The 22828-nt window shown below is 66.1% G+C and carries 15 protein-coding genes, 1 pseudogene, 1 riboswitch and 1 other annotated feature; of the genes and pseudogenes, 4 read left to right on the top strand and 12 right to left on the bottom strand.

The annotated features are described in order from the left end of the window. The first annotated feature begins 125 nt into the window (after positions 1 to 125). Together A0U87_RS03040 and A0U87_RS03045 are read left to right on the top strand one after the other, a co-directional pair. A complete protein-coding gene (locus A0U87_RS03040) occupies positions 126 to 2987 on the top strand; it encodes a TonB-dependent receptor (RefSeq protein ID WP_048937531.1) in 2862 nt (953 codons plus the stop codon). Between the two features lie 171 nt (positions 2988 to 3158). Then, entirely contained in the window at positions 3159 to 5429 is a 2271-nt protein-coding gene (locus A0U87_RS03045; RefSeq protein ID WP_048937530.1) for a sulfatase-like hydrolase/transferase, read from the top strand. 60 nt (positions 5430 to 5489) lie between these two features. Here the strand turns inward: A0U87_RS03045 and A0U87_RS03050 are convergent, their stop codons facing one another. The 6 genes from A0U87_RS03050 to cbiE form a co-directional block, all read right to left on the bottom strand. Further along, the gene (locus A0U87_RS03050; protein ID WP_240700495.1) at positions 5490 to 6140 is read right to left on the bottom strand and encodes a TetR/AcrR family transcriptional regulator; all 651 of its coding nucleotides are present in this window, start codon (positions 6138 to 6140) and stop codon (positions 5490 to 5492) included. A 182-nt stretch (positions 6141 to 6322) separates the two neighbouring features. Beyond that, a complete protein-coding gene (cobF, locus tag A0U87_RS03055; RefSeq protein WP_048937567.1) occupies positions 6323 to 7075 on the bottom strand; it encodes a precorrin-6A synthase (deacetylating) in 753 nt (250 codons plus the stop codon). After that, positions 7075 to 8379 carry a cobyrinate a,c-diamide synthase gene (locus tag A0U87_RS03060; protein ID WP_048937528.1) on the bottom strand — a complete coding sequence of 435 codons (1305 nt, stop codon included), beginning with the start codon at positions 8377 to 8379 and terminating at the stop codon, positions 7075 to 7077. Before A0U87_RS03060 ends, cobF begins: the two co-directional genes overlap by 1 nt. After that, positions 8376 to 9161, bottom strand: a complete 786-nt coding sequence (gene cobM, locus A0U87_RS03065) for a precorrin-4 C(11)-methyltransferase (protein ID WP_048937527.1) — start codon at positions 9159 to 9161, stop codon at positions 8376 to 8378. Before cobM ends, A0U87_RS03060 begins: the two co-directional genes overlap by 4 nt. After that, the gene (locus A0U87_RS03070) at positions 9158 to 9520 is read right to left on the bottom strand and encodes a cobalamin biosynthesis protein (protein ID WP_048937526.1); all 363 of its coding nucleotides are present in this window, start codon (positions 9518 to 9520) and stop codon (positions 9158 to 9160) included. The genes cobM and A0U87_RS03070 overlap by 4 nt, the downstream gene beginning before the upstream one ends. Then, positions 9517 to 10725 carry a precorrin-6y C5,15-methyltransferase (decarboxylating) subunit CbiE gene (cbiE, locus tag A0U87_RS03075; RefSeq protein WP_048937525.1) on the bottom strand — a complete coding sequence of 403 codons (1209 nt, stop codon included), beginning with the start codon at positions 10723 to 10725 and terminating at the stop codon, positions 9517 to 9519. Before cbiE ends, A0U87_RS03070 begins: the two co-directional genes overlap by 4 nt. On the opposite strand from cbiE, the gene A0U87_RS03080 reads away from it, so the two are divergent. After that, the gene (locus A0U87_RS03080) at positions 10724 to 11488 is read left to right on the top strand and encodes a cobalt-precorrin-6A reductase (protein WP_048937524.1); all 765 of its coding nucleotides are present in this window, start codon (positions 10724 to 10726) and stop codon (positions 11486 to 11488) included. The two genes, cbiE and A0U87_RS03080, sit on opposite strands and share 2 nt — an antisense overlap. Here A0U87_RS03080 and cobJ read toward each other — a convergent pair. The 4 genes from cobJ to A0U87_RS03100 are packed head-to-tail and all read right to left on the bottom strand — an operon-like array spanning position 11449 to position 14628. Further along, the gene (gene cobJ, locus A0U87_RS03085; RefSeq protein ID WP_004210126.1) at positions 11449 to 12231 is read right to left on the bottom strand and encodes a precorrin-3B C(17)-methyltransferase; all 783 of its coding nucleotides are present in this window, start codon (positions 12229 to 12231) and stop codon (positions 11449 to 11451) included. The genes A0U87_RS03080 and cobJ overlap by 40 nt on opposite strands. Beyond that, entirely contained in the window at positions 12228 to 12950 is a 723-nt protein-coding gene (cobI, locus tag A0U87_RS03090) for a precorrin-2 C(20)-methyltransferase (RefSeq protein WP_004210125.1), read from the bottom strand. The genes cobJ and cobI overlap by 4 nt, the downstream gene beginning before the upstream one ends. After that, positions 12947 to 13576 carry a precorrin-8X methylmutase gene (locus A0U87_RS03095; RefSeq protein WP_004210124.1) on the bottom strand — a complete coding sequence of 210 codons (630 nt, stop codon included), beginning with the start codon at positions 13574 to 13576 and terminating at the stop codon, positions 12947 to 12949. The genes cobI and A0U87_RS03095 overlap by 4 nt, the downstream gene beginning before the upstream one ends. After that, entirely contained in the window at positions 13576 to 14628 is a 1053-nt protein-coding gene (locus tag A0U87_RS03100) for a cobalamin biosynthesis protein CobG (RefSeq protein ID WP_137405219.1), read from the bottom strand. Before A0U87_RS03100 ends, A0U87_RS03095 begins: the two co-directional genes overlap by 1 nt. A 279-nt stretch (positions 14629 to 14907) precedes the next feature. Further along, positions 14908 to 15120, bottom strand: a riboswitch (cobalamin riboswitch). A 499-nt stretch (positions 15121 to 15619) separates the two neighbouring features. Here A0U87_RS03100 and A0U87_RS03105 point away from each other — a divergent pair. After that, a pseudogene (locus tag A0U87_RS03105) lies at positions 15620 to 16005 on the top strand (transposase); the annotation flags it as partial. After that, positions 15901 to 16017, top strand: a sequence feature (AL1L pseudoknot). (Overlaps the previous pseudogene by 105 nt.) A 347-nt stretch (positions 16018 to 16364) precedes the next feature. Here A0U87_RS03105 and A0U87_RS03115 read toward each other — a convergent pair. Together A0U87_RS03115 and A0U87_RS03120 are read right to left on the bottom strand one after the other, a co-directional pair. Next, positions 16365 to 20888 (bottom strand): cadherin-like domain-containing protein, encoded by a 4524-nt coding sequence (locus A0U87_RS03115; RefSeq protein WP_048937521.1) that lies wholly within the window; start codon positions 20886 to 20888, stop codon positions 16365 to 16367. Between the two features lie 161 nt (positions 20889 to 21049). After that, positions 21050 to 22792 carry a pectate lyase gene (locus tag A0U87_RS03120; protein WP_137405211.1) on the bottom strand — a complete coding sequence of 581 codons (1743 nt, stop codon included), beginning with the start codon at positions 22790 to 22792 and terminating at the stop codon, positions 21050 to 21052. Positions 22793 to 22828: the final 36 nt, after the last annotated feature.

Here is a 22828-nt window from a genome sequence, read left to right on the forward strand (position 1 = left end):
ACTTCAATCAACTGCGTTAATATCAAAATTGCACTATCGGATAAAAATAAACCGAGAGGATGGGGAGAAGTGCAATGCGAGGACGAGCGTCTTCATTATTCCTGACGGGTACCGCCCTGTTCACGATGGCCAGCGCGGCCGCCGCCCAGGAGGCCACGCCGCCGGCGGACGCCCAGAGCGGACAGGCATCAGCCCAGGATATCGTCGTCACCGGAACCCGCATCGTGCGCGATGGCTATACCGCGCCGACGCCGGTGACCGTCGCATCGACCGAAGAGCTGGTGAAGGCGACCCCGTCCAACATTCCCGACGCGCTCAACAAGCTGCCGCAGTTCCAGAACTCGTCCAGCCCGTCGCGCAGTTCGATGAATTTCGCCAACACCGCGGCGCACGGCAATGTGCTCAATTTGCGCGGCGTCGGGCCGCTGCGCACGCTGATCCTGTTCGATGGCCAGCGGGTGGCGCCGACCACCTATCTCGGCACGGTCGATGTCAATGTCATCCCCAACCTGCTGATCCAGCGGGTGGACGTGGTGACCGGCGGCGCTTCGGCAGCCTATGGCTCCGACGCCGTCTCGGGCGTCGTCAATTTCGTGCTCGACAAGAAATTTACCGGCCTGACCGGCGTCGCCCAGGGCTCGACGTCGCAGCGCGGTGATAATCAGGGCTATCGCTTCGGTATCGCCGGCGGTTTCGACTTCGGTGGCGATCGCGGCCATCTGTTGCTGAGCGCCGAGACTTTCAAGAATAATGGCATGCTGCGCAGCGACCGCAAGCTGGGACGTGGCGCCTATAGCTATGTCGGCAGCACGGTCGGCTGCACCAATCCCAATGCTGCGGCCGATCCGACCGCCTGTTCGCCCGGCGGCTCGCTCAATCCCTATATGATCGCATCCGGCGTGACGCTGAGCGCCGCATCGGAATATGGCAAGATCACGTCGGGGCCATTCACCAACTACCGATTCGACGCCAATGGCGCGCTGGTGCCGTTCAGCAACGGCACGGCAACCGGATCGCCGGGCTATTTTGTCGGGGGAGACGGTTATGCGATCTCGCCTGACACGCAGGCGGTCGCCCCGCTGCATACCTATCAGGCCTTTGGCCGGGCGAGCTGGGACTTCACGCCGGACGTGACCGGCTATGTCCAGGGCAGCTTCTCGCGCAGCGACCTGTCCTACACCTCGCTCGCCAACAGCCTGGTGCCGCCAACGGCCGCCACGCTCTACAGCGGCAATCCCTATCTGCCGGCCGAACTTCAGGCCGCCTTCACCCCGACCAGCCAGTCGATCACGCTCGCCCGCTATGGCGCCAATTCACCCCGGCCCCACACGACGGAACGCACCGATTACTGGATGGTCAATGCCGGGTTCGAAGGGACGCTGGCGGACAAATGGAAATGGAATGTCGCCTTCAACCATGGCGACTCCAATTTCTCGGTCGCACAGGAAGGCGTCTGGGATTGGCAGCATTTCTATGCCGCGACCGATGCCGTGCGCAATGGCAGCGGCCAGACCGTCTGCCGGGCCAGCCTGAGCGCCGATCCGACGATCGCGGCCCGCTACGCCAACTGCCAGCCTTTCAATCTGCTGGCCACCGGCGACGCCTATGCCAGTCAGCCTGGCTATGACTATGTCGTGGGTACGTCGCGGTACCGCGCCCGCATCTGGCAGAACGCCATGTCGGCTAGCATCCAGGGCGCCCTGTTCGACCTGCCCGCCGGTCCGGTCGACGTCGCGCTGGGTGCGGAATATCGCCGCCAGAGCCTGCGCCTGACCAGCAATGCCAACCCCGCCGATCTCGACACGACGGCGGAACGCAGCGCCTATTTCGCCGGCCTGCGCGGCGTGCCTTCGTCGGTTTATCATTATTGGCTGACCAATGTCGGCGAGGCGTCGGGCGACCTGAGCGTCAAGGAAGTGTTCGGCGAATTGGCGGTGCCGCTGCTCAAGGACCAGCCCTTTGCACAGGAACTGAGCCTGAACGCGGCCGGCCGCTACACCGATTACAGCACGTCGGGATCGGTCAAGACCTGGAAGCTCGGCGCCACCTGGAAGCCGATCAGCGACCTGCTGCTGCGCGGGTCGGTCTCGCGCGATATCCGCGCGCCCAATCTGTTCGAGCTGTTTGCCGGCGATCAGAGCGCGATCAGCCTGCTGGTCGATCCGGTCAGCGGCATCACCGCCAATGTGCCGCAGGTGACGGGCGGCAACCCCGATCTGAAACCGGAAAAGGCCGATACGCTGACCTTTGGCGCAGTCATCACGCCTTCCCTCCTGCCGGGGCTCAGCCTGTCGGTCGATTATTACCGGATCAAGATCAAGGATGCGATCGGCACGTTGAGCCTGACCCAGATCGTCAACAATTGCAGCCAGAGCGGCGGCACCGCGCCCGAATGTGCGCTCGTCACCCGCGACACGCCGACATCCTTCCCCAGCCAGATCCGGGTGGCGCCCGCCAATATCGCCTATCTGGAAACCAGCGGCATCGATTTCGACGCGTCCTACCGGACCGAACTGGCGGGCGGCAATCTGGGCCTGCGCCTCTATGCCAGCTATCTCGACACCTATCAGACCCAGCAGTCGTCGACCGCGCCCGTGCTGGAATATGCCGGGATCAGCACGATCAGCAGCACACCGGAAGGCCGCCCGCGCTGGCGTGGCACGCTCAGCGTCAATTACGAGATTGGCCGGGTCGGCGTCTTCCTCAACCAGCAGCTGATCGGCAAGGTGAAGCTGGGCATCCCCGGCGGGCTGGGAAACGGCCTTGGCCAGACGATCGGCGCGGTCGGCTATACCGACATGACGCTCAGCTACCGCTTGCCCGTGGCCAACGGTCACGTCGAATTCTTCGGCACCGTCAACAATCTGTTCGACAAGGATCCGCCGTTGATCCCCGGCACCATTCCAGGCGTCAACATCGCCACCAATTTCGCGCTTTACGACACGGTAGGCCGCGCCTTCACGGGCGGCATCCGCTTCAAGTTCTGAAAGCCGGACGGCGGCCTGGTGCCGCCGTATCTCTCTCCCTGGGCGCCGGCTGCCAATGCAACCGGCGTCTCTTTTTTGTCCAAGGAGGTCGCCTTGCCCCATGCTTCGCCCCGTCCCTTCCATCGCCCGTCCAGCAGGGTCTTGAGCGCGGCATCCTCCCTGGCGCTGCTCATGGCGCTCTCAGCGCCTGCCGTCGCCCAGACCTCCGATGCTTCGGCCGCGAAAATCTATGGCCGCACGCCAGCGGAATCCTCGCCACCCAGCTGGCCTCAGCCAGTCCGCGCCGCCAAGGGGGCTCCCAATATTCTGATCGTCATGACCGATGATGTCGGCTTTGGCGCCAGCAGCACCTTTGGCGGCCCGATCCCGACGCCGACCTTCGACGCGCTCGCGCAGGCCGGCCTGCGTTATAACCAGTTCAACACCACCGCCATCTGTTCGCCGACCCGCGCCTCGCTGCTGACCGGGCGCGATCCGCAGGCGGTCGGCATGGGCTATGTCGCCAACTGGGCGACCGGCTATGACGGCTATAACAGCGTGATCCCCAAAAGCGCCGGCACCATGGCCCAGATCCTGAAGGAAAATGGCTATAATACGGCGATGATCGGCAAGGGGCATGTCACCCCGGAATGGGAAATGAGCCGCGCCGGACCGTTCGATCGCTGGCCCACGGGCCTGGGCTTCGAATATTTCTACGGCTTCCTGGGGGCCGACAGCAGCATGGCCGAACCCAATCTGGTCGAAAATACCGCGCATGTGCAGGCACCAGCCGATCCCACCTATCATCTGGAACATGACCTGGCCGATCACGCGATCCGCTGGATCGACGAGCAGCATGCGGCCGCCCCGGACAAGCCCTTTCTCCTCTATTATGCGACCGGCACCGCCCATGCCCCCAACCAGCCGCCCGCCGACTGGATGGCACGCTTTCGTGGCAAATTCGATGCCGGCTGGGACGCGATGCGGGCGGAAACGGTCGCCCGGCAGAAGCGGCTGGGCGTGATCCCGCAGGGGACGGACGATGCCCCCCGGCCCGACACATTGCCGCGCTGGGACAGCCTGACCGCCGATCAGAAGCGCCTCTATGCCCGCTATATGGAGGCTTATGCCGCGTCGCTCGCCTATGCCGACGCGCAGATCGGCCGCGTCATCCAGCGGCTGCGCGACAATGGCGAGATCGACAACACGCTGATCATCTATATCCAGGGCGACAATGGCGCGAGCGCGGAAGGCAGTTTCGACGGCAAGCTGTTCGAGCAGTCGGCGCTGAGCGGGGTGAAGGAAAATCCCGATTATGCCCTTGCCCATATCGACGATATCGGCACGCGACATGCCTATAATCTGATCCCCGGCGGATGGGGCTGGGCGCTCAACGCTCCCTTCCCCTGGGCCAAGCGCTATGGCTCTCATTTCGGCGGCACGCGCAACGGCATGGTCATGTCCTGGCCGCGCCATATCCAGGATCCGGGCGGGCTGCGCAGCCAGTTCCACCATGTCAGCGACATCATGCCGACCGTGCTGGAGGCCGCCGGGGTGAAGGCGCCCGAGATACTGGACGGCGTACCGCAAAAGCCGATCACCGGAATCAGCATGGGTTACAGCTTCGCCGCGAAGGACGCCCCCTCGCACCGCACGACCCAGGTGTTCGCGATGGCGCAGAATCTGAGCGTCTACAAGGATGGCTGGGTGGCCGCGACCGCGCCGATGGTGACGCCGTGGGAACGCACGCCGCCGCCGCCCGTGCCGATCGACCAGCGCGTCTGGCAGCTATATGATACCCGCTCGGACTTCAGCGAAGCGCATGACCTGGCCGCTGCCCAGCCGCAAAAGCTCGCCGCGCTCAAGGATCTGTTCTGGGCTGAAGCGGCGACCGCCGGCATCCTGCCGATCCATGGCAGCGAAGGCGGGCAGAAGGGCCGGCCCGATCCTAATGCCGGGCGCGCCCTGTTCACCTATCATGGCCCGATCGGCCCTATTCCAGAGAGCGCGGCGCCGGGCCTAGTCGGCCATTCCTTCACCATCCGCGCGCAAGTCACGGCTCCTGCCGATGGCGGCCAGGGCGTCATCGCCGTGCATGGCGGCCGTTTCGGCGGCTACAGCCTGTTCCTCGACCAGGGGCGGCCCAGATTCACCTATAATCTGACGCCCGCCCATATGAGCCGGATTGCCGGCACCGCGCCCCTGACGGCGGGGCGGCACGATATCGGCCTGCGCTTTGTCATGGACCGGGAAGCGCCGACCAGCGGCGCCACCGCCACGCTGCTGGTGGATGGAAAAAAGGTCGCGCGCGGCCGGATCGACCGCACCTTCGCGCTCGTCGTGTCGCACACCGAGGATTTCGAGATCGGCCAGGACAGTATCAGCCCGGTCGATCCTGCATATGATGTGGTCAGCAGCCACTTCACCGGGACGATCGAGCAGGTGGATATCAGCCTGCCCTAGGGTCCCTTTGCTTTTCGCATTTTGCGAGCCGTCAGCTGTGCCAGCTGACTTCAAAATGCTTTAGCAATAGCGCGCCAGCCAGGCCTCCACCGACACCGGCAGGTCCGGTTCCCCCGGCGGGGCCAGCAGGCTGGCGCGCGCGCTCATCATCACGTCGCGGACATGCGCCTCCAGCGGCACGGTGCGATCCTCGGGCGCCATATGGTCCCAGCGAACTAGCAGGCTCTGCAGCATCATGTTGCAGAGCAGGATGCGGTTGCGCGCGACGTCGGGATGCACCCCCTCCATCAGCGCGCGCAGATGGCCGATCACCCGGAACAGGTTCTGCGCCCTGTCCTCGACCGCCGCGAACAGGCTGGAGGTCAGCGACCAATATTGGGTCGCGAAATGCAGCAGGAAATGGGCATAGGGATGAGCACCTGCTTCATCCTTCAGGTCAAGCTGCGGCAACAGCAACATACCCAGCAATGCCATCGGATCGCCCAGATGACCGCTCGCTTCCGCCTGCGCCAGCATCCGGCCGCGTATCGGATCCATCTGCTCCACACGGGCGCCGAAGACGGCGGCGAGCAGCCCATCCTTCGATCCGAAATAATAGGTGACGGCATTGGTGTCGCCACAGCGGGCGGCCGTGGCAATCTCGCGCATCGACACAGCATCGATGCCGCGCGCCGCGAACAATGTTTCGGCAGCGCGGATGAGCCGCACCATCGGCGGCTCTGCATGACGCACCCGTTTCCTGACGGCGCTCAACTCTGGCAAGGCAATCATCTCCCGGCAATTGCAGGGCAAATTATTGCCGGATGGCGCTGGAAACCAGCCCCTTTCGACAAGCGGGGAGCGCGGAATTTAACAGCACCGGCCCGCTTTCGCGCATCGCGCCGCCGCCAGGATCACGCCCCCCTGCGCATCAGATAGATGTCCATGATCCAGCCATGCCGGGCCCGTTCCTGCGCGCGGAGCCCCGCGATCCTGTCCCGCACGACCGCCAGCGGCCCTTCGACCAGGAGTTGATGTTCCATGCCGAGATAGGCCCCCCACCAGATATGGATGCCGGCGGGATTGAGCGCGTCGAAGGCACAGCCCTGATCCAGCATCACGGCGACGCTGTCGCCGTCGGCCGGCCAACCATCGTCGCGCAGCCGGCGCCCGGTCGTGATGACCACCGGCGCGCCCAGCCGGTTGAGGGGGATGGCGTGGGCCGCGGTCAGCGCCTGCAGGCTGGTGATGCCCGGCACGACGCTTACCCGGATCGCCAGCCCCCTCTCCGCCAGCCGGTCGGCGATCCGCAGGCTGCTGTCATAAAGGGAGGGATCGCCCCAGACCAGCAGGGCAAGGCGGCCGCCATCGGGCAGGTGGCGTGCGATCTGTCCGGCCCAGGCCTGCGTGATGGCATCGTGCCAGTCCTGGACGCCGCCAATATAGTCGCCGCGCGCATCGCGCACGGGCAGGTCGAACTCCACCACCCGCACCGCCCGCGTCAGCACGGCCGCGCAGATGGTGCGGCGCAGGTCGACAAGGTCGGACTTGGCACTGCCCTTGCGCGGCAGCAGGATGAGGTCGGCGCTGTTCATCGCCCGCACCGCCTGGGCCGTCAGATGATCCGGATTGCCGGTGCCGATGCCGATCAGATGCAGGTCGATCATCATGCGCTCGCAATCATGTGGAAGAAGGAACCGCTGGCCCAGCCGCGCCGCGAGCCGGTTTCCGCGACCGCAGCACCATCGGCATCGGTCACCCGCATCAGCGGCGCGTCATCTTGGCCCAGGATGGTCGAATAATGGAACTCATGGCCGCGCAGCATGGTGCCGGCGCGCAGCCCCGCGACAGGCGCCAGCAGCTCCGCCCGCCGATAGCCCAGATGCAGGCGGCGATCCGCATGGCTAGTGACAAGGCCGAGCAGCCCGGCCATGCGATGGGCGGTGCCGTCCCGGTCGATCAGCGCATCCCCCAGCACCATATAGCCGCCGCATTCGCCATGGACCGGCCGATCCTGAGCATGGCGGCGCAGGCCCGTCAGAAAGTGCTGCGCGCCGGCGATGGTCCCGGCGTGCAGTTCGGGATAGCCGCCGGGCAGCCAGATCAGGTCGGCATCGTCGGCTGGCGCCTCATCGGCCAGCGGGGAGAAGGGCATGATCTGCGCCCCGGCCTGTCGCCAGCCTTCGAGGAGATGCGGGTAGAGGAAGGAGAAAGCCACGTCCTGCGCCACCGCGATCCGTTGTGCCGGGGGATCGGGCAGGCGCGCGCCGGCCCTGACGCCGTGCGCCCGTGCGGCGTCCCGAACCGCGGCGAGATCGACCCGCTCCCGCATGAGTGCGCCATGGCGCTCCAGCGCCTGATCGAGCCCCTGCTGCTCGCCGGCCTGCACCAGCCCCAGATGCCGCTCGGGCAGGCTGAGGTCCGCGTGCCGGGGCAAGGCGCCGAACACCGCAATGCCCGCCGCCGCCAGCCCTGCCCGCGCCAGCCGTTCATGGCGCGGGCTCGCGACGCGATTGAGGATGACGCCCGCAATCGTCACATCGGGATCGAAACGCGCAAAGCCCAGCGCCGTCGCCGCAGAGGATTGCGCCTGTCCGGATATGTCGAGCACCAGCAGCACCGGCCAGCCCATGCGGCGCGCCACGTCGGCGGCGGTGCCATGGCCGGCCGCACCCCGACCCGCCACCCCGTCGAACAGGCCCATCGCCCCTTCGGCCACGATCATGTCGGCATCGCCGGCCTCGGCCGCCACACGGTCCAGCAGCGCGCCGTCCATCGCCCAACTGTCCAGGTTGAAGGACGGCCGGCCACAGGCGGCGCGATGGAAGGCCGGGTCGATATAGTCCGGCCCGCATTTGAACGGCTGCACCGTCACGCCCGCTTCGCGCAGCGCGCGGAGCAGGCCGAGCGTGACGGTCGTCTTGCCGGTGCCCGATGCGGGCGCCGAAACGAGCAGGCCCGGCACCGTCACTCGGACGACCCGGCGTAGCGCGATCCGGCATGCTGGGGCCGGAAACGCCGGTCATAGCCCTGCGCATAGAGGCTGCTTTCGGCAAAATCCGCCGCATCCAGCGCCGGGCCGACCAGGATGATGGCGGTGCGCTCCATGCTGCCCGCGACCGCTGCCTCGATCGACGAAAGGGTCGCCCGCACGATCCGCTGGTCGGGCCAGCTTGCCCGCCACACGACCGCGACCGGGCAGGATTGCCCATAGGCCGGCATGAGATCCGCCACCACCTGCGCCAGATTGTGGATCGACAGATGGACGGCCAGGGTCGCGCCCGTCACCGCGAAATTGGTCAGGCTCTCGGCCGGGGGCATGGTGCTGGCCCGCCCCGGCGTGCGCGTCAGGACGAGCGACTGGGCCAGTTCAGGCAACGTCAGCTCCACCTCCAGCGCAGCGGCCGCCGCAGCGAAGGCGGGCACGCCGGGCGTCACGGTGAAGGGGATGTCCAGCGCCCGGAGGCGGCGGATCTGCTCGCCCATGGCCGACCAGACCGACAGGTCGCCGGAATGGAGCCGCGCCACATCCTGCCCGGCGGCGTGGGCGGCGGCGATCTCCGCCACGATGGCGTCCAGGTCCATGGGCGCGGTATTGACGATGCGCGCGCCGGGCGGGCAATGACCCAGCACCTCCGCCGGCACCAGCGACCCGGCATAGAGGCATATCGGGCTGGCCGCGATCAGATCGCGGCCGCGCAGGGTCAGAAGGTCGGGCGCGCCAGGGCCGGCGCCGATGAAATGGACGGTCATGATGATGCTCCTTGAGCGATGGCGCAGGTCGCCATGCGATCGGGGGAAAGGCTGCGGGCTGCGCGCAGGCGGGCGCCTTCCCCCGCGCCGGCCAGGGCACAGGCTTCGGCGACGCTGCCGGTGCCGCGCGCGCCCAGCGAGGCCGGCGATCGGGTGATGGTGGGCAGGGACGCGAGGCGATCGGCCGCAATGGGGATGAGCGGCAGGGCCAGTTGCGCGGCCAGTTCCGCCAGCCCCCCGGCCTTGTCCGCCAGCGTGGCGAGATGGGTGACATCCCGTCCGCCGCCGGCCGCCACCAGCGCCGCCCGCAGGGACGCGGTGGTCGCGCCGGCACGGAAACCGAAGCCCGCGACGATCATAGCGTGACGCTCCACTGCACCACCGGATAGCGCGACCGCCAGCCATGGCGATTGCCGAGCGGCGCGGCGTCGGCCAGTTCGATGCGCAGCAGGCTGCCGCCCCGCCGCCCGTGCCAGAGCGCCAGCAGCGCCTCCGACTCCAATGTCACGGCATTGGCGACCAGCCGCGTGCCGGGTGGCAGCAGCGCCTCCAGCCGTTCCAGCAGCGCCTGCGACAGACCACCACCGATGAAGACCGCCTGCGGCATCGGACCATCAGGCAGCACGTCCGGCGATCGACCGATCATCAGCTCCAGCCGATCCACGCCCAGCGCACGGGCATTGGCGCGGGCGCGATCCGCACGGGCCGGATCGGCCTCCACCGCGCAGGCGCGATTGGCGGGATGGGCCAGCAGCCATTCGATCGCGATCGATCCCGAGCCCGCGCCAATGTCCCACAGATAGTCGCCCGGCCGGGGCGCCAGCGCCGACAGGGTCAGGGCGCGCACCGGCGCCTTGGTGATCTGTCCGTCATGGTCGAACAGCGCGTCGGGTCGACCACTGGCGACCGTCAGGACAGGGCCGTCACCGGCGACCTCCAGCCCGACCGCCACGGGATGAACGATGTCGGGCAGTATCGTCGCCCCCGCCTCGATCGACCGGATCCGTTCGCGCGGGCCGCCGAGGCTTTCCAGCACATGCAGGCGCGACGCGCCAAATCCCCTGGCCGACAACCAGGCGCCAAGTCCCGCCACCGCCGCCCCGTCGCGCAGCAGCACCAGCGCCCGCGCGCCCGGCGCGAGGTGCGGACGCAACCGATCCAGCGGCGCGGCATGCAGGCCAAGGCACGCGACATCCTGTATCGCCCAGCCCAGCCGCGCCGCCGCCAGCCCGAAGGTGGAGGGCGCGGGATACGCGCACCATTCATGGGCCGCCAGATGGCGCGCGATGCTGCTGCCCGCGCCGAACCAGAAGGGGTCGCCCGACGCCAGCACCACCACCGGCCGCCCACGATGCGCCAGCAGCCGCGCGATCCCGTCCGCGAAGGGCACTGGCCATTCGACCATCGGCGCGCTAATCCCGCCGAGCAGCGCAAGGTGCCGGGCCGGCCCCATGACCAGGTCCGCCGCCGCCAGTGCCGCGCGGCTTGCCGCAGACAGGCCGTCCATCCCGTCCTCGCCGATGCCGACGATCGTCAACCAGGGGGGAGAATTCATGTCATCCATGCCCAATATCCTGCTGCTGGGCGGCACGACGGAGGCAAGCGCGCTGGCGGCCTTGCTGGCGGCGCGCGGCATCCGCGCGACCTTCAGCTATGCCGGACGCACGGCCAGCCCGCGGGCACAACCCCTGCCCGTGCGGGTCGGCGGCTTTGGCGGGGTGGCGGGACTGGTCGCGCATCTGCGTGCGGAAGGCATCACCCATCTGGTCGACGCCACCCACCCCTTTGCCGCGACGATGAGCGCCCATGCGGTGGCGGCTGCGCATAGGGTGGGAATCGCCCATGCTGCGCTGACCCGTGCGCCCTGGACGCCCGTCCCCGGCGATCGCTGGACCACGGTGCCGGACATGGCAGCGGCGGTGGCCGCGCTCGACGGCCCGCCTCAGCGGATCATGCTCGCCCTGGGGCGCATGCATGTGGAGGACTTCGCCGCCCAGCCCCAGCATCATTATCTGCTGCGCTTCGTGGATGCGCCGGACGCGGTGCCCCCCCTGCCCGATCATGCCCTGATCGTGGATCGCGGCCCGTTCACGGTGGCGGACGACACAAGCCTGCTGCGCGATCATCGCATCGACCTGATCGTCGCCAAAAATGCCGGTGGCACGGGCGCAGCCGCCAAGCTGGACGCCGCGCGCGCGCTGGGCCTGCGCGTGCTGATGATCGACCGGCCCGCGCTGCCCGATCGGTGGGAGTTCCACCGGCCCGAGGATGTGCTCGACTGGATCGCTCATCCCGCCGCCTCGTCGGGGATGCCGCGCGGCGTGTAGAGGATCGGCCCGCGCGGCCGCTCGATGATGCGGGTCCGGCTCGACCCGACGATCACCATGGTGCGCATGTCCGCCATGTCCGCCCGCGCCTGCCCCAGCGGCACGATATGCAGTGTCTCCTGCGCGGTGGTCACGGCGCGGGCGAAGAGGATCGGGCGTGCATCGCCACAAAGTTCCCGCAACAGCGCCAGCGTGCGCACGAACCCTTCCGGCCGCGACGCCGACCGGGGATTGTAGAAGGCCATGGCGAAATCCGCCTCCGCCGCCAGCCGCAGCCGCTTTTCGATCAGGGACCAGGGCTTGAGATTGTCCGACAGGTTGATCGCACAGAAATCATGGCCAAGCGGCGCGCCCGCACGCGCCGCAGCAGCCAGCATCGCGGTGATGCCGGGCAGCACGCGAATGTCGATGTCGCGCCAGTGGGCAGGTCCGGCCTCCAGCGCCTCGAACAGGGCGGATGCCATGGCAAAGACGCCCGGATCGCCCGAGGAGACGACGACGACCCGCCGCCCCTGCGCCGCCAGCTCCAGCGCATGGGCCGCCCGGTCCAGTTCCACCCGATTGTCCGAAGGATGCAACGCCAGCCCCGCACGCGGCGCGACCCGCGCGACATAGGGGATATAGCCCACCACGTCGGTCGCGGCAGCCAGCGCGGCGTCGACCTCCGGCGTCACCAGCGCTTCGCCCCCTGGCCCAAGCCCCGCGATCGCGATCCAGCCCCCCTCTCCCGCCGCAAGATTCATGGCCGGCGCCCTTGGCCGTGGATCAGCAGGATCGAGAAATAGGGCGTGACCCTGTCGACATCGGCCAGCCGGGTCACGCGCTGTTCCGGCATGGCGGCATGTTCGACCAGCCATGCTTCATCGCTGCGCCCGGCCGCCGCCACCGCGCGGCGCAGCTTGGCGAGGTGCCGGCCGATCTTCATCACCACCAGCGCGTCGGTATCGCGGATGCGGCGGACCAGTTCCTCTTCCGGCAGCGTCGCCATCGCGACGGTCAGCACATCGTCACCCCAGGTGATCGGCAGGCCGGTCGCATTCCACGCGCCCGACATGCCCATGATGCCGGGGACCACTTCGACCGGGACCAGCCCCGCCAACCGGCTGTGCAGATGCATGAAGGAGCCGTAGAAAAAGGGATCGCCCTCGCACAAGACGACCACATCCTCGCCCGCCTCCGCGATCGCCAGCAGCCGGCCGGTGCAATCGGCATAGAAGGCGGCAAGGCAGTCGTTATAGCGCGGATCGGTGACCGGAATTTCGGTCGTCACCGGATATTCCATCGCCAGTTCGATTGCATCGTCCCGCAACATGCCCTGCGCGATGCGGCGCGCCTGCCCCGGTCGGCCGGCCTTGCGGAAATAGGCGACATGCCGTCCCCCCCGCACCAGCCGGTCGGCGCGCACGCTCAGCAAGTCCTGCGCGCCGGGGCCAAGGCCCACGCCATAGACGGTGCCGCTCATTCCGCGCGGCTCGCCAGCGCATTGATCGCCGCGACCGTGATCGCGCTGCCGCCAAGCCGCCCGTCGACGACGCAGCAGGGGACCGGCTGCGCCGCCCACAGTGCCGCCTTGGATTCCGCCGCGCCGACGAAGCCGACCGGGCAGCCGATGATCGCTGCGGGGCGCGGACAGGCCGGATCCTCCAGCATGTCGAGCAGGTGGAACAGCGCCGTGGGCGCATTGCCGATGGCAACCAGTGCCCCGGCAAGATGCGGCCGCCACAATTCCAGCGCGGCGGCGGATCGGGTATTGCCCATCGCCCGCGCCATGTCCGGCACGGCGGTGTCGTGCAGGGTGCAGAGCACGGCATTGTCGGCGGGCAGGCGCGCGCGCGTGACCCCTTCCGACACCATGCGCGCATCGCACAGCACCGGTGCCCCTGCGGCCAGGGCCTGCCGCGCCGCCGCTGCAAAGCCCGGCGAAAAGCGGATATGGGCCGCCAGGTCCACCATGCCCGCGGCATGGATCATGCGCACGGCGACCGGCTCCTCCTCGGCAGCAAAGCGCCCGAGGTCGGCTTCGGCGCGGATGGTGGCGAAGGACTGGCGATAGATCGCCGCGCCATCCCTCTCATAATCATGGGGCATCAACAGGCTCCGAAATGGGCAAGAAGGTCGGTGGCGGTGAGGTCAGGACGGACGGGCGCCGATCCTGCGCGGGCATGGAAGGCCAGGTCGTAGCGCCCGTCCCGCCCCGTCAGCACGATGTCGGCCGGAATCGAACTGGCGCAGCCCTTGGCGCAGCCGGAGACATGAAGGCGGCCCGCCACATGGGGGGCCAGCTGGCGGGCGAGATCGCGCGTCTCCACACTCGCCTGCGGGCAGGCAGGCGCGCCGGGGCAAGCCTCCACATGGATCAGCGGGTCGGCAGCGTCTGCGCACAGGCCGGGCAGTTGCCCTTCGGCCAGCAGCATGCGCCACGGGGTCAGCCGCATGGCCGGCGCGTCGAGAAGATGCCGCGCGTCGATCCGGCCGAAGGGAAGACCGTAGGCCATGCCGCCATCCCATGCGCCGGGCATCAGCCGAGCACTCGGCGACGCCGCCTCTGCCGTGCTCGTTGCCCAATCCGGCAGGGGCGCATCATGCCGGGCCATGCGCCCCACGCGCGCGCCGTCGCTCTCCACGAACCATCGGGCTAGCGCGAGCAGCGCATCCACTTCGCCGCCGCTGTCCACCGGCACGCCTTGTGCCCGCCCCTCCGCACGCAAGATCAGGCCGCCGTCCCGCGCCCGCTCGATGCGAAAATCCCCCGCTTCGCCGGACAGGAGCGGCGCGGCGCCGGCATCGATCACGAAGCCCATCTTGCCCGGCAAGTCCGGTAGTTCGTCCAGGCGATCGAGCAACTGGCGGGCGATGCGATGGCTGTCGTCGCCTTCGCGCCAGTCCGGCGCGACCATCACCATGCGCGCGCCCTCGCGCCTGGCATCGTGGTCGACCAGGCCAAGATCGAGCAACCGGTCGAGCAAGGAACGCCAGCTATCGTCGCGCACGCCGCGGATCTGGAGGTTGGCGCGCCGGGTCATGTCGATCAGGCCGTTGCCATGGGCGATCGCCGCTTCGCCCAGCGCCGCCAGGTCGTCGGCCGAAAGACGGCCGAAGCGCGGCTTCACGCGCACGATCAGCCCGTCGCCCGCCGCCATCGGGCGCCAGGCATCGGGACACCAGCCCCGAACGGCCGGCCCGTGGACCACCGCATGGTTCGCGGTCGCCCTATCCCTGCCCGCGCCGGTCTGGCTCACAGGCACATCCTCCGCGCGCCGGGACGCAACCAGGCGGGGCTTGCCGGCATCGCCGGTCGGCGCGAGGTGGCAGGCAGGCGCGACAGGCGCCCGACACCACGCGGCCGTGCAGCCCCAGCCACACGCTTCGCCGCCCAGACGGAAGAGAGACCGTGCCATGACCAATCCCTGGGTCAGGACAAGAGCGACCGAAACGCCGGCAGGTCTCCTGGCTCGCGGGTCGTTGCGGGATGCACGCCTTCCCGGACGCTCTGTCCAGTGGCTGCCCTCATGGGCTCGTGCATCGCGCTATCCGCTTACAGTTGCAGGGACAGCCACGGAATAAGGGGCCAGGCCCCCGCACCGCATTCCCGATTAAGTTCCTTGCGGAACACCGGCGTCAGTTATGCAATGCACCAGCATGAACCGGCGCATCGATGATGCCCTAGTCGAAACATCGGGCTTCGCCAAGACATGGAATGTGTATCGGCAGTCCCGCTGCCGGCTCGACGCCCAAGGCATACCGACGGAGGATGCCGAAACGGAAACCGGAAGCAAGGAAAGCGACGCGGCGTCGGATACCGAAATTATGGCTGGGGCGGCAGGAGCCCCAGTCAAATTCTCACGCCCTACAAGGCCTTGAAAACGCTGGCGTACAGCCAACGGCTGCACACCCTGTTGCTACAGCGTGTTGGCACAATCGACAACCCGGATTTTTCGCTCTCCAGCCACATCCTAGGCGCATCAAGCATCAAGCTATTTGCACCACTGTGACAGAGGAACTCGCGCAGGAGGGTAAGGTCAAATGGCCAGCTCGCATGAAGCTGCCGTTCGCGTAGCAACGGGCTATCCCCCTATAATGAACCGCGCCGGGTTTGCCGGAGGCTCCAACTCCTGAGAAGGTGGAGCCTGTATGAGCAAGACAACGAACAAGTTTGCGCCGGAAGTCCGCGAGCGCGCGGTGCGTATGGTGATCGATCATGAACGTGATTACCCCTCTCGCTGGGCAGCGGTGGTTTCGATTGCGGAGAAGATCGGCTGCGTTCCGCAGACGCTGCATGAGTGGGTGAAGAAGGCTGAGGTCGACAGCGGCAAGCGCGCGGGCGTCCCGACCGAGGTAGCCGACAAGATGAAGGCACTGGAGCGCGAGGTCCGCGAGCTGCGACAGGCCAATGAGATCCTGCGCCAGGCATCGGCATATTTTGCCCAGGCGGAGCTCGACCGCCCGTTCAAGCGATGATCGCGTTCATCGACGATTACCGCGATGCCTATGGGGTCGAGCCAATCTGCAGCATCCTGTAGATCGCCCCATCCACCTATCACGAGCGCATCGCACAGCGGCCTGATCCGTCGACTCCTCTCGCATTCCCGGCAAGGCCGCCCCCGCCCCTGCGGGATGCACACGGAAAAAGATCTGGAAACCACTCTGCTGGGGCCCGTCCTGCCTGACCGGACGTGTGGCGATTGCATGATCTACGGTACCGTTCTCACCGTAGACACGCCTGATTTCAATAAGCCGGCCGGCTCCGCATGTGCTCACCTTGCCGCCGACCGATGCAGCATTGACGCCGTGCGCCCGCACGTTTTCCGGACCTGGTGCTGCGCCGGCAATGCCGCAACAAGCGGCGCTGCATTTCCTCCCCCCTGTCAGACGAGTGCTACGCCAATCCGAAATTCTGGAACGTCAGCGTCGGCTTTGTGCTGAGGAAGGCGACCTGGACCATTGCCTGGGAGCCGGAGCCGTCGGGGTCGTAATATAGCGCGCCGGTCGATTTGTTATAGACGAGATACTGGTCCGGTGCGGTTGCCGCGGTTCCGGCATAGAAGGCCGATGACGGCAGGCTTCCGCTCGGCATCGAGGCAAAGGCGGTGAAGATGCCGCGCGCGAAAACGAGCATGTCCTCGCCCGGCGTAAAGTCCTTCACCGTGTCGCGATCGGCCGATACGGTCAGCGAATCGAACAGGAAGCTGTCCGACCCTGCCCCGCCGGTCAGCTCATCAAGGCCAGCGCCGCCGACCAGCAGATCATTGCCGTCATTGCCCTGCAGGAAGTCGTTGCCTTCTTCGCCATAGATGCCGTCATCGCCGCCCATGCCAACGATGAGATCGCCACCCAGGCTGCCGCGCATCAGGTTGTTGCCGCCATTGCCGGTCAGGGTATTGGCGAAATCATTGCCGACCACCGCGATACTGGCCGAGCCGGTCTGCGTCAGCTTTTCGAGATTGTCTTCCATCGTAAAATCGACGCTGGCATAAGCAATGTCGGTGCCTTCGCCATAATATTCGACGATCCGGTCGCCCAGATTATCGACATAGAAAATGTCGTTGCCGATGCCGCCATAGAGCATATCGGCGCCACCAGCGCCGTCGAGCGTGTCATTCCCCGAACCGCCGTAGAGGATGTCGCTGCTGGCATTGCCGGTCAGCACATCGGCCCCGCCCAGCCCGTTGATCGTCCACAGATCGTTGGTGGCAGCGGTGAAGATATTCACGCCATTGTCGCCGATAAAATATTTCGGCTCTGGCATGTTGTTGAGGCCGATGGTGAAATTCGATTCCACATAGGCCCCCTGGCTGTCGGTCACGCGGCCGACCACCTGGTAGGAGGTCGCCGTTTCATAATCGAGCAAGCTGCCATTGGCGACCGATATCAGCCCCGTTGCCCCATCCACCGAAAAGCGTCCGCCCGCCGTGTTGGTCAGGCTGAAAGTCAGCACATCGCCGCTATCGATGTCGCTTGCGCTCAATGTGCCTATGGTCGTGCCGTTGGCCGCATTTTCATTCACCATGTTCCCGGTCAGCGCCAGCGTCGTCGGCGCATCATTGGCGCCCATCACCGTCAGCGTCACGGTGGTGCTGGATTGCATGCCGGCATTGTCCTTGACCGTATAGGTGAAGGAATCAGTGACGCTCTGCCCGACGGCCAGTGACTGATAGGCCGAACCGGACGCATAGCTGATCGTCCCGTTCGACAGGGTCAGCGCGACACCGTTGGTTGTGGTCGCCGGCAGGGCTTGCAGCATCAACACATCGCCCGGATCGGGATCGACATCATTGGCCAGCAAGGTGGCCGACGAGAAGGTGGAGCCGTCCTCCGATACGCTGACAATGTCGGCATTCGCGGTGGGGGCGTCATTGACGCCGGCCACGACCACGCTCACCCGCCCGGTCGCATCGACCCCGACGGTGTTGACGACCTCGTAGGAAAAGAGTGCCGTGCCGCTGAAATTGGCATAAGGGGTGAAAACGATATTGCCATCGGTATCGAGGCAGATCGTGCCGCCGGAAATCGCCGATGCACCGACCAGCGAGATGGGCAACCCCTCCGCATCGACATCATTGGCGAGCAGGGTCGAGGCGAGGATTGTGATGCTCTGATCCTCCACGCCGGCCACGCTGTCCGCCGTGGCGATCAGCGCGGGTGGGCCACCTTGCGGGCCGAGCGGTTCGAACAGCTTATATTTGACCGATGTTCCCAGATTGTCGCCGCCCTGGCCGCTATAATCGGTCCATACCAGCGCGAAGCCGCCATCGGTGCCACCGGCGACCGCCGGATCGGCCTGAGCACCGAGGGATTCAGTATTGACGAGAAATTCGCCACCAATGCGGGCGCCGTTGATGTCGAAAATCTGTCCCTTGATCCCTGCGGTGCCATTTTCTGTGGCCGCGCCGCTATAGTCGGACCAGCTGACCATGATATTCCCGCCGGCCATGGTGCTTATGCTGGGCGCCAACTGGCCGCCGGCTATGGTCGTGTTGACCAGTTTTTCGCCGCCGACCTTGGCACCGCTGGCGTCGAATATCTGCAGTTTCAGGCCATAATAGTCATTGTCGCCGCCAACGCCGCTATTGTCGGCCCAGACAATGGCGAAACCGCCATTGGCAAGGCCGATGATCGCCTGCTGCTGCTGATTGCCGGCGGTCGTCGTATTGACGAGAAATTCGCTGCCGACCTTGCTGCCACTGGCCGAGAAGATCTGGGCCTTGACCGCGTCCTTGTTGTTGTCGCCGCCCAAAAGACTGGAATCATGCCAACTGACAACGAATCCGCCGTTGGACAGTGCAGCCACCACCGGCGTATCCTGCGCGTTGGCGGTGTTGGTGTTGACCAGCAATTCCGTGCCCAGCCGGTTGCCAGCGGCATCATAGACCTGGACCTTGACCGATGTCGAACTGGCGTCTCCACCCTGCAGGCTGGAATCGGCCCAGGTGATGACGAAGCCGCCCGAGGAAAGCGCGGTGATGGCGGGTGTGCGCTGGGCGTTGGCGGTGGCCGTGTTGACGAGAAATTCGGTGCCGGTCGCATTGCCGCTGGCATCATAGACGCGTGCCTTGATGCTGGACACCGAGGCATCGCCGCCCGTCAGGCTGGCATCGACCCAGCTGACGACGAAACCGCCCGACGCGAGCGCGCCGACCACGGCGCCGTCCTGGCCGTTCAGGGTCGCGACATTGACCAGAAATTCCGATCCGACCTTGACCCCATTGGCGTCGACGATCTGCGCCTTGATACCGCTGCCGCTGGTATCCGTTCCCTGCGCGCTGCCATCGCTCCACACCATCACGTAGCGGCCATCGGCAAGACCGACGACCGAAGCCTGTTGCTGGCTGCCGGTGGTCATGCTGTTGGCAAGCTGTTCGGTGCCGCCGGTATAGCGTTGTTCATTGACCGCATCGGTCAGGTTGAGCGTCACCACCTTGTCGAAGCTGTTGCCGAACGTATCGGTGGCGCGGATGGTGAGGGTCGCCTGAGTGGACGTCTCATAATCCAGCAGCAGGCTGTCCTGCACCACCAGCTTGTCCTTGTAGACCGCAAAGGCGCCGCCGGTGGAATCATCGAGTATCTGGTAGTTATAGACTGCATTGGATGCGCCATTGGCGCTGAGACTGCCGATGCTGGTATTTTCGACCGCCGTTTCCGACAGGGTCGTATTGGACAGGGTCAGATCGCTGATCGCGGCGGTGGTCGGGGTCAATATCCGAGCCTTGATCGATCCATCGCTGTCGCCGCTCTGGCCGCTATAATCGGTCCATGTCACCAGCAGCGCGCCGGATTGCAGCGCGACGATCGTCGGCATTTCCTGATTGCCGGCGGTGATGCCGTTGATCTGGAATTCGCCGCCGAGCCGATCGCCAGAGGCATCGAATATCTGCGTCTTGATGCCAAAGCCGCTGGCATCCGACGAGAGGATGCTGTTGTCGCGCCAGCTGACCGCAAATCCGCCATCGACCGTGGCCGTCACCGTGGGCTGATCCTGCGAATTGAGCGTGGTGCTGTTGACCAGCATTTCGGTGCCGACGCGATTGCCGGCGGCGTCATAGATCTGCGCCTTGATGCCCGACGCGCTGCTGTCTCCCTGAAGGCTGAGGTCGCGCCAGACGATGACGAAGCCACCGTTCGAGAGGGACGTGATGACCGGCTGATCCTGGGTCGCCGCCGTCGCGCTGTTGACCAGGAATTCGCCGCCGACCTTGGCACCGCTGGCGGTAAAGAGCTGGGCCTTGATACTGGTCGCCGAACTGTCGCCGCCCAGCGCGCTGTAATCGACCCAGGTCGCCACGAAGCCGCCCGAGGCCAGACCGGTTATCGCCGGTGAGAGCTGGCTGTTGGTGATGGTGTTGTTGACGAGGAATTCGCCGCCGACCTTCGCGCCGCTGGCATTATAGATCTGGGCGCGGACGCCCGTGCCCTTGGCGTCCGGCGCAGTGGCACTGGCGTCGACCCAGCTGATGACGAAACCGCCCGAGGCCAGGCTTGTCACCACCGAATTGGACTGTCCCATCTGGGTGGTGCTGTTGACCAGGAATTCGCCGCCGACCCTGCTGCCATCGGCGGCGTACATCTGCGCCTTGACGCTGGTCTTGTCGGCATCGCCGCCCTGACCGCTATTGTCGGTCCAGGTGACGATGAAGCCACCCGAAGCCAGCGCCGTGACGGCGGAGGAATCCTGCGCATTGAGCGTCGAACTGTTGACCTGGAATTCGCTGCCGACCGCCACGCCATTCGCATCATAGCGCTGGGCCCGGATGCCGGTCCCGCTGCCGTCGCTGCTTGCGTCGGTCCAGGTGACGATAAACCCGCCGGAGGACAGCGCCGCAACCGAAGCATCGGTCTGTATGCCGCTCAGAACCGAATTGATGCGGAACTCGCTGGATCCCAGCAAATAGGCTCCCGTCGCCATGGCCCGTGGCACTCCTCTCACCGATTGCGGTTGGACAGGCGCGCTTCCCAGTCCGCCCGCCATCGCGAAAGGCTAACGCAGCGCAGAAGCCGACGACATGAAAATTCCGGGTGGAATCATGCCATCGGGATAGGCCCACCCTACCCCTTTAGGAGATTTACTTAAGGACCGACCCGCACCACCACCGTATCGATCGCATCGCCCCCCTGGGGGCCGATACAGGCAATCTGGTAGGTCGTCGTCCGGGCCGCCGTCACATGCCGCGATCCGTTAGCCGGAACGCCCAGCCCCAGCAGCTTGCAGCTCTTGATGTTCTGGCCGGTCCAGCTGAGCGTCGTCGTCCCCGCCGCCGCCAATTGGCTCGGCTGCGCCTTGATGCTGATTTCGGGCAAGGGGCCGACATCCTTGATCGCAAAGCCACAGGTCGGATCGGGCAGCATGGCCGAAGGCGCGCGCTGCACGATATCGTCGCCTGCCAGAGAGGAAAGATAATGTTCGAGGTTGGAATAGCCGTCGGAGGCGATCTGTGCGCCATCGCGCCCGTCCGCCGGCGACAGGCCATGCGCGCTCTCCCAATTGTCGGCCATGCCATCCTTGTCCTGATCCATTGGCGCGGCGCCACCCGGCAGGACCGGCCAGCCACCGACCTGGAACGGCGCGTTGAGAATTTGCCCCTTGCAGACCGCCATGTCGTTCAGGAGCCTTTTATCGGCGGTATCGCGAACCGGCCTGGTCGCGCCGCCAAAAGCCAGGATGTCGCGATAGGCCTGCCCCGGCCCGGTGATGGCCGCAGGCGACAGCGACACCGGAAAGACTGGTGCAGCCCGGATATATTGCCAGTCGCGCGAGGGCATGACGAGCCGCTGATCGCCATTGTTGGCAGGACGGTGGATGTCGACATTATCCCGAACATAGATATCGAACGGCGCGGGATAATCACGAAAATAGGCGGCCAGATAGAGTTGATTGGTCTTTTGCGAGGATGGCCCCACAACCGCAACGTTACCGATCATGTTGATCGCCAGCGCCCCGAAGCGGGTGTAGAATTCGCCATTATATTGCTGCGAATTGTAGATCACATTGTTGATCATGTCGAAATTGCCGCGCAGGTTGACCAGCGGGTTGCGCCGCACATTGCTGGCGATCAGATTGTGATGGAAGCTGACATTGCGGGCACCATAGCCGAAATAGCTGCCCCGGCTGTGCGGACCGCGATTGGCATCATTCAGCCCTTCGGACAGGATCGACCATTGCACGCTGATGTCGCGCGTCTCGCCGCAGGGAAAGGGTACATCCCCTGATCCGACAATGTTGATACCCTCGTCCGTCGGCCAGGAGGTCGACAGATGATCGAGGATCACGTCATGGGCAGCGCCGCTGATCTGGATCGTATCGACATTATCCGACGCTTTGGCCGATGCGCCGGGACGCAGGCGGATGTGGCGGATGACGACATCATGCGTCTGCACCAGCATCGGTGAATTGAGCGAATTGCGGATGCGGATGGCGATGCCCCCCGGAGAGGTCTGTCCGGCGATCGTCAGATAGGGCTGCATCACCTTGATCCAGTCGTCGACGACGATCGTGCCGCTGACACGAAAGACACAGGTCCGCGGCCCCGACGCCTCGGCACATTCGCGCAGCGTTCCTGGCCCTTTGTCATCCAGGCTGGTGACGAGATAGACCACCCCGCCACGCCCCCCCTTGGCGAAACGACCAAAGCCTTCCGCCGTGGGGAATGCCGCCTGTCCGCTCGTGCGCGGCACAGTCTCTTCGCAATTGTCGCTGTTGAAGGAGGAGGATTGCGCGCCCGACTGGCCGGTCGCCTGGGGCCCCGGCAGCATCAGTGCGGTTGTGACGGCAAGTCCGGCGGCAGCAGCAGCACCAGCGGTCATGATCCACATCGTGACTTTCCCTCTTGCCGCCCCTTCTTCCCGTCG

The sequence above is a fragment of the Sphingobium sp. MP9-4 genome (genome assembly GCF_005281675.1).
In the GTDB taxonomy this organism is placed as follows: domain Bacteria; phylum Pseudomonadota; class Alphaproteobacteria; order Sphingomonadales; family Sphingomonadaceae; genus Sphingobium; species Sphingobium yanoikuyae.

Excerpts from the sequence above, each read along its gene's own strand:
- cobF (WP_048937567.1), bottom strand. The coding sequence starts at position 7,075 with ATGATCGACCTGCATCTGATCGGCATCGGCACCGGCAATCCGGATCAT.
- A0U87_RS03115 (WP_048937521.1), bottom strand. The coding sequence starts at position 20,888 with ATGGCGACGGGAGCCTATTTGCTGGGATCCAGCGAGTTCCGCATCAAT.
- A0U87_RS03100 (WP_137405219.1), bottom strand. The coding sequence starts at position 14,628 with ATGGCGGCGGGCGACGGGCTGATCGTGCGCGTGAAGCCGCGCTTCGGC.
- cobM (WP_048937527.1), bottom strand. The coding sequence starts at position 9,161 with ATGACCGTCCATTTCATCGGCGCCGGCCCTGGCGCGCCCGACCTTCTG.
- A0U87_RS03050 (WP_240700495.1), bottom strand. The coding sequence starts at position 6,140 with ATGGTGCGGCTCATCCGCGCTGCCGAAACATTGTTCGCGGCGCGCGGC.
- A0U87_RS03040 (WP_048937531.1), top strand. The coding sequence starts at position 126 with ATGGCCAGCGCGGCCGCCGCCCAGGAGGCCACGCCGCCGGCGGACGCC.
- cbiE (WP_048937525.1), bottom strand. The coding sequence starts at position 10,725 with ATGGATGACATGAATTCTCCCCCCTGGTTGACGATCGTCGGCATCGGC.
- cobI (WP_004210125.1), bottom strand. The coding sequence starts at position 12,950 with ATGAGCGGCACCGTCTATGGCGTGGGCCTTGGCCCCGGCGCGCAGGAC.
- A0U87_RS03120 (WP_137405211.1), bottom strand. The coding sequence starts at position 22,792 with ATGTGGATCATGACCGCTGGTGCTGCTGCTGCCGCCGGACTTGCCGTC.
- A0U87_RS03080 (WP_048937524.1), top strand. The coding sequence starts at position 10,724 with ATGCCCAATATCCTGCTGCTGGGCGGCACGACGGAGGCAAGCGCGCTG.
- A0U87_RS03045 (WP_048937530.1), top strand. The coding sequence starts at position 3,159 with ATGGCGCTCTCAGCGCCTGCCGTCGCCCAGACCTCCGATGCTTCGGCC.
- cobJ (WP_004210126.1), bottom strand. The coding sequence starts at position 12,231 with ATGAATCTTGCGGCGGGAGAGGGGGGCTGGATCGCGATCGCGGGGCTT.
- A0U87_RS03095 (WP_004210124.1), bottom strand. The coding sequence starts at position 13,576 with ATGCCCCATGATTATGAGAGGGATGGCGCGGCGATCTATCGCCAGTCC.
- A0U87_RS03070 (WP_048937526.1), bottom strand. The coding sequence starts at position 9,520 with ATGATCGTCGCGGGCTTCGGTTTCCGTGCCGGCGCGACCACCGCGTCC.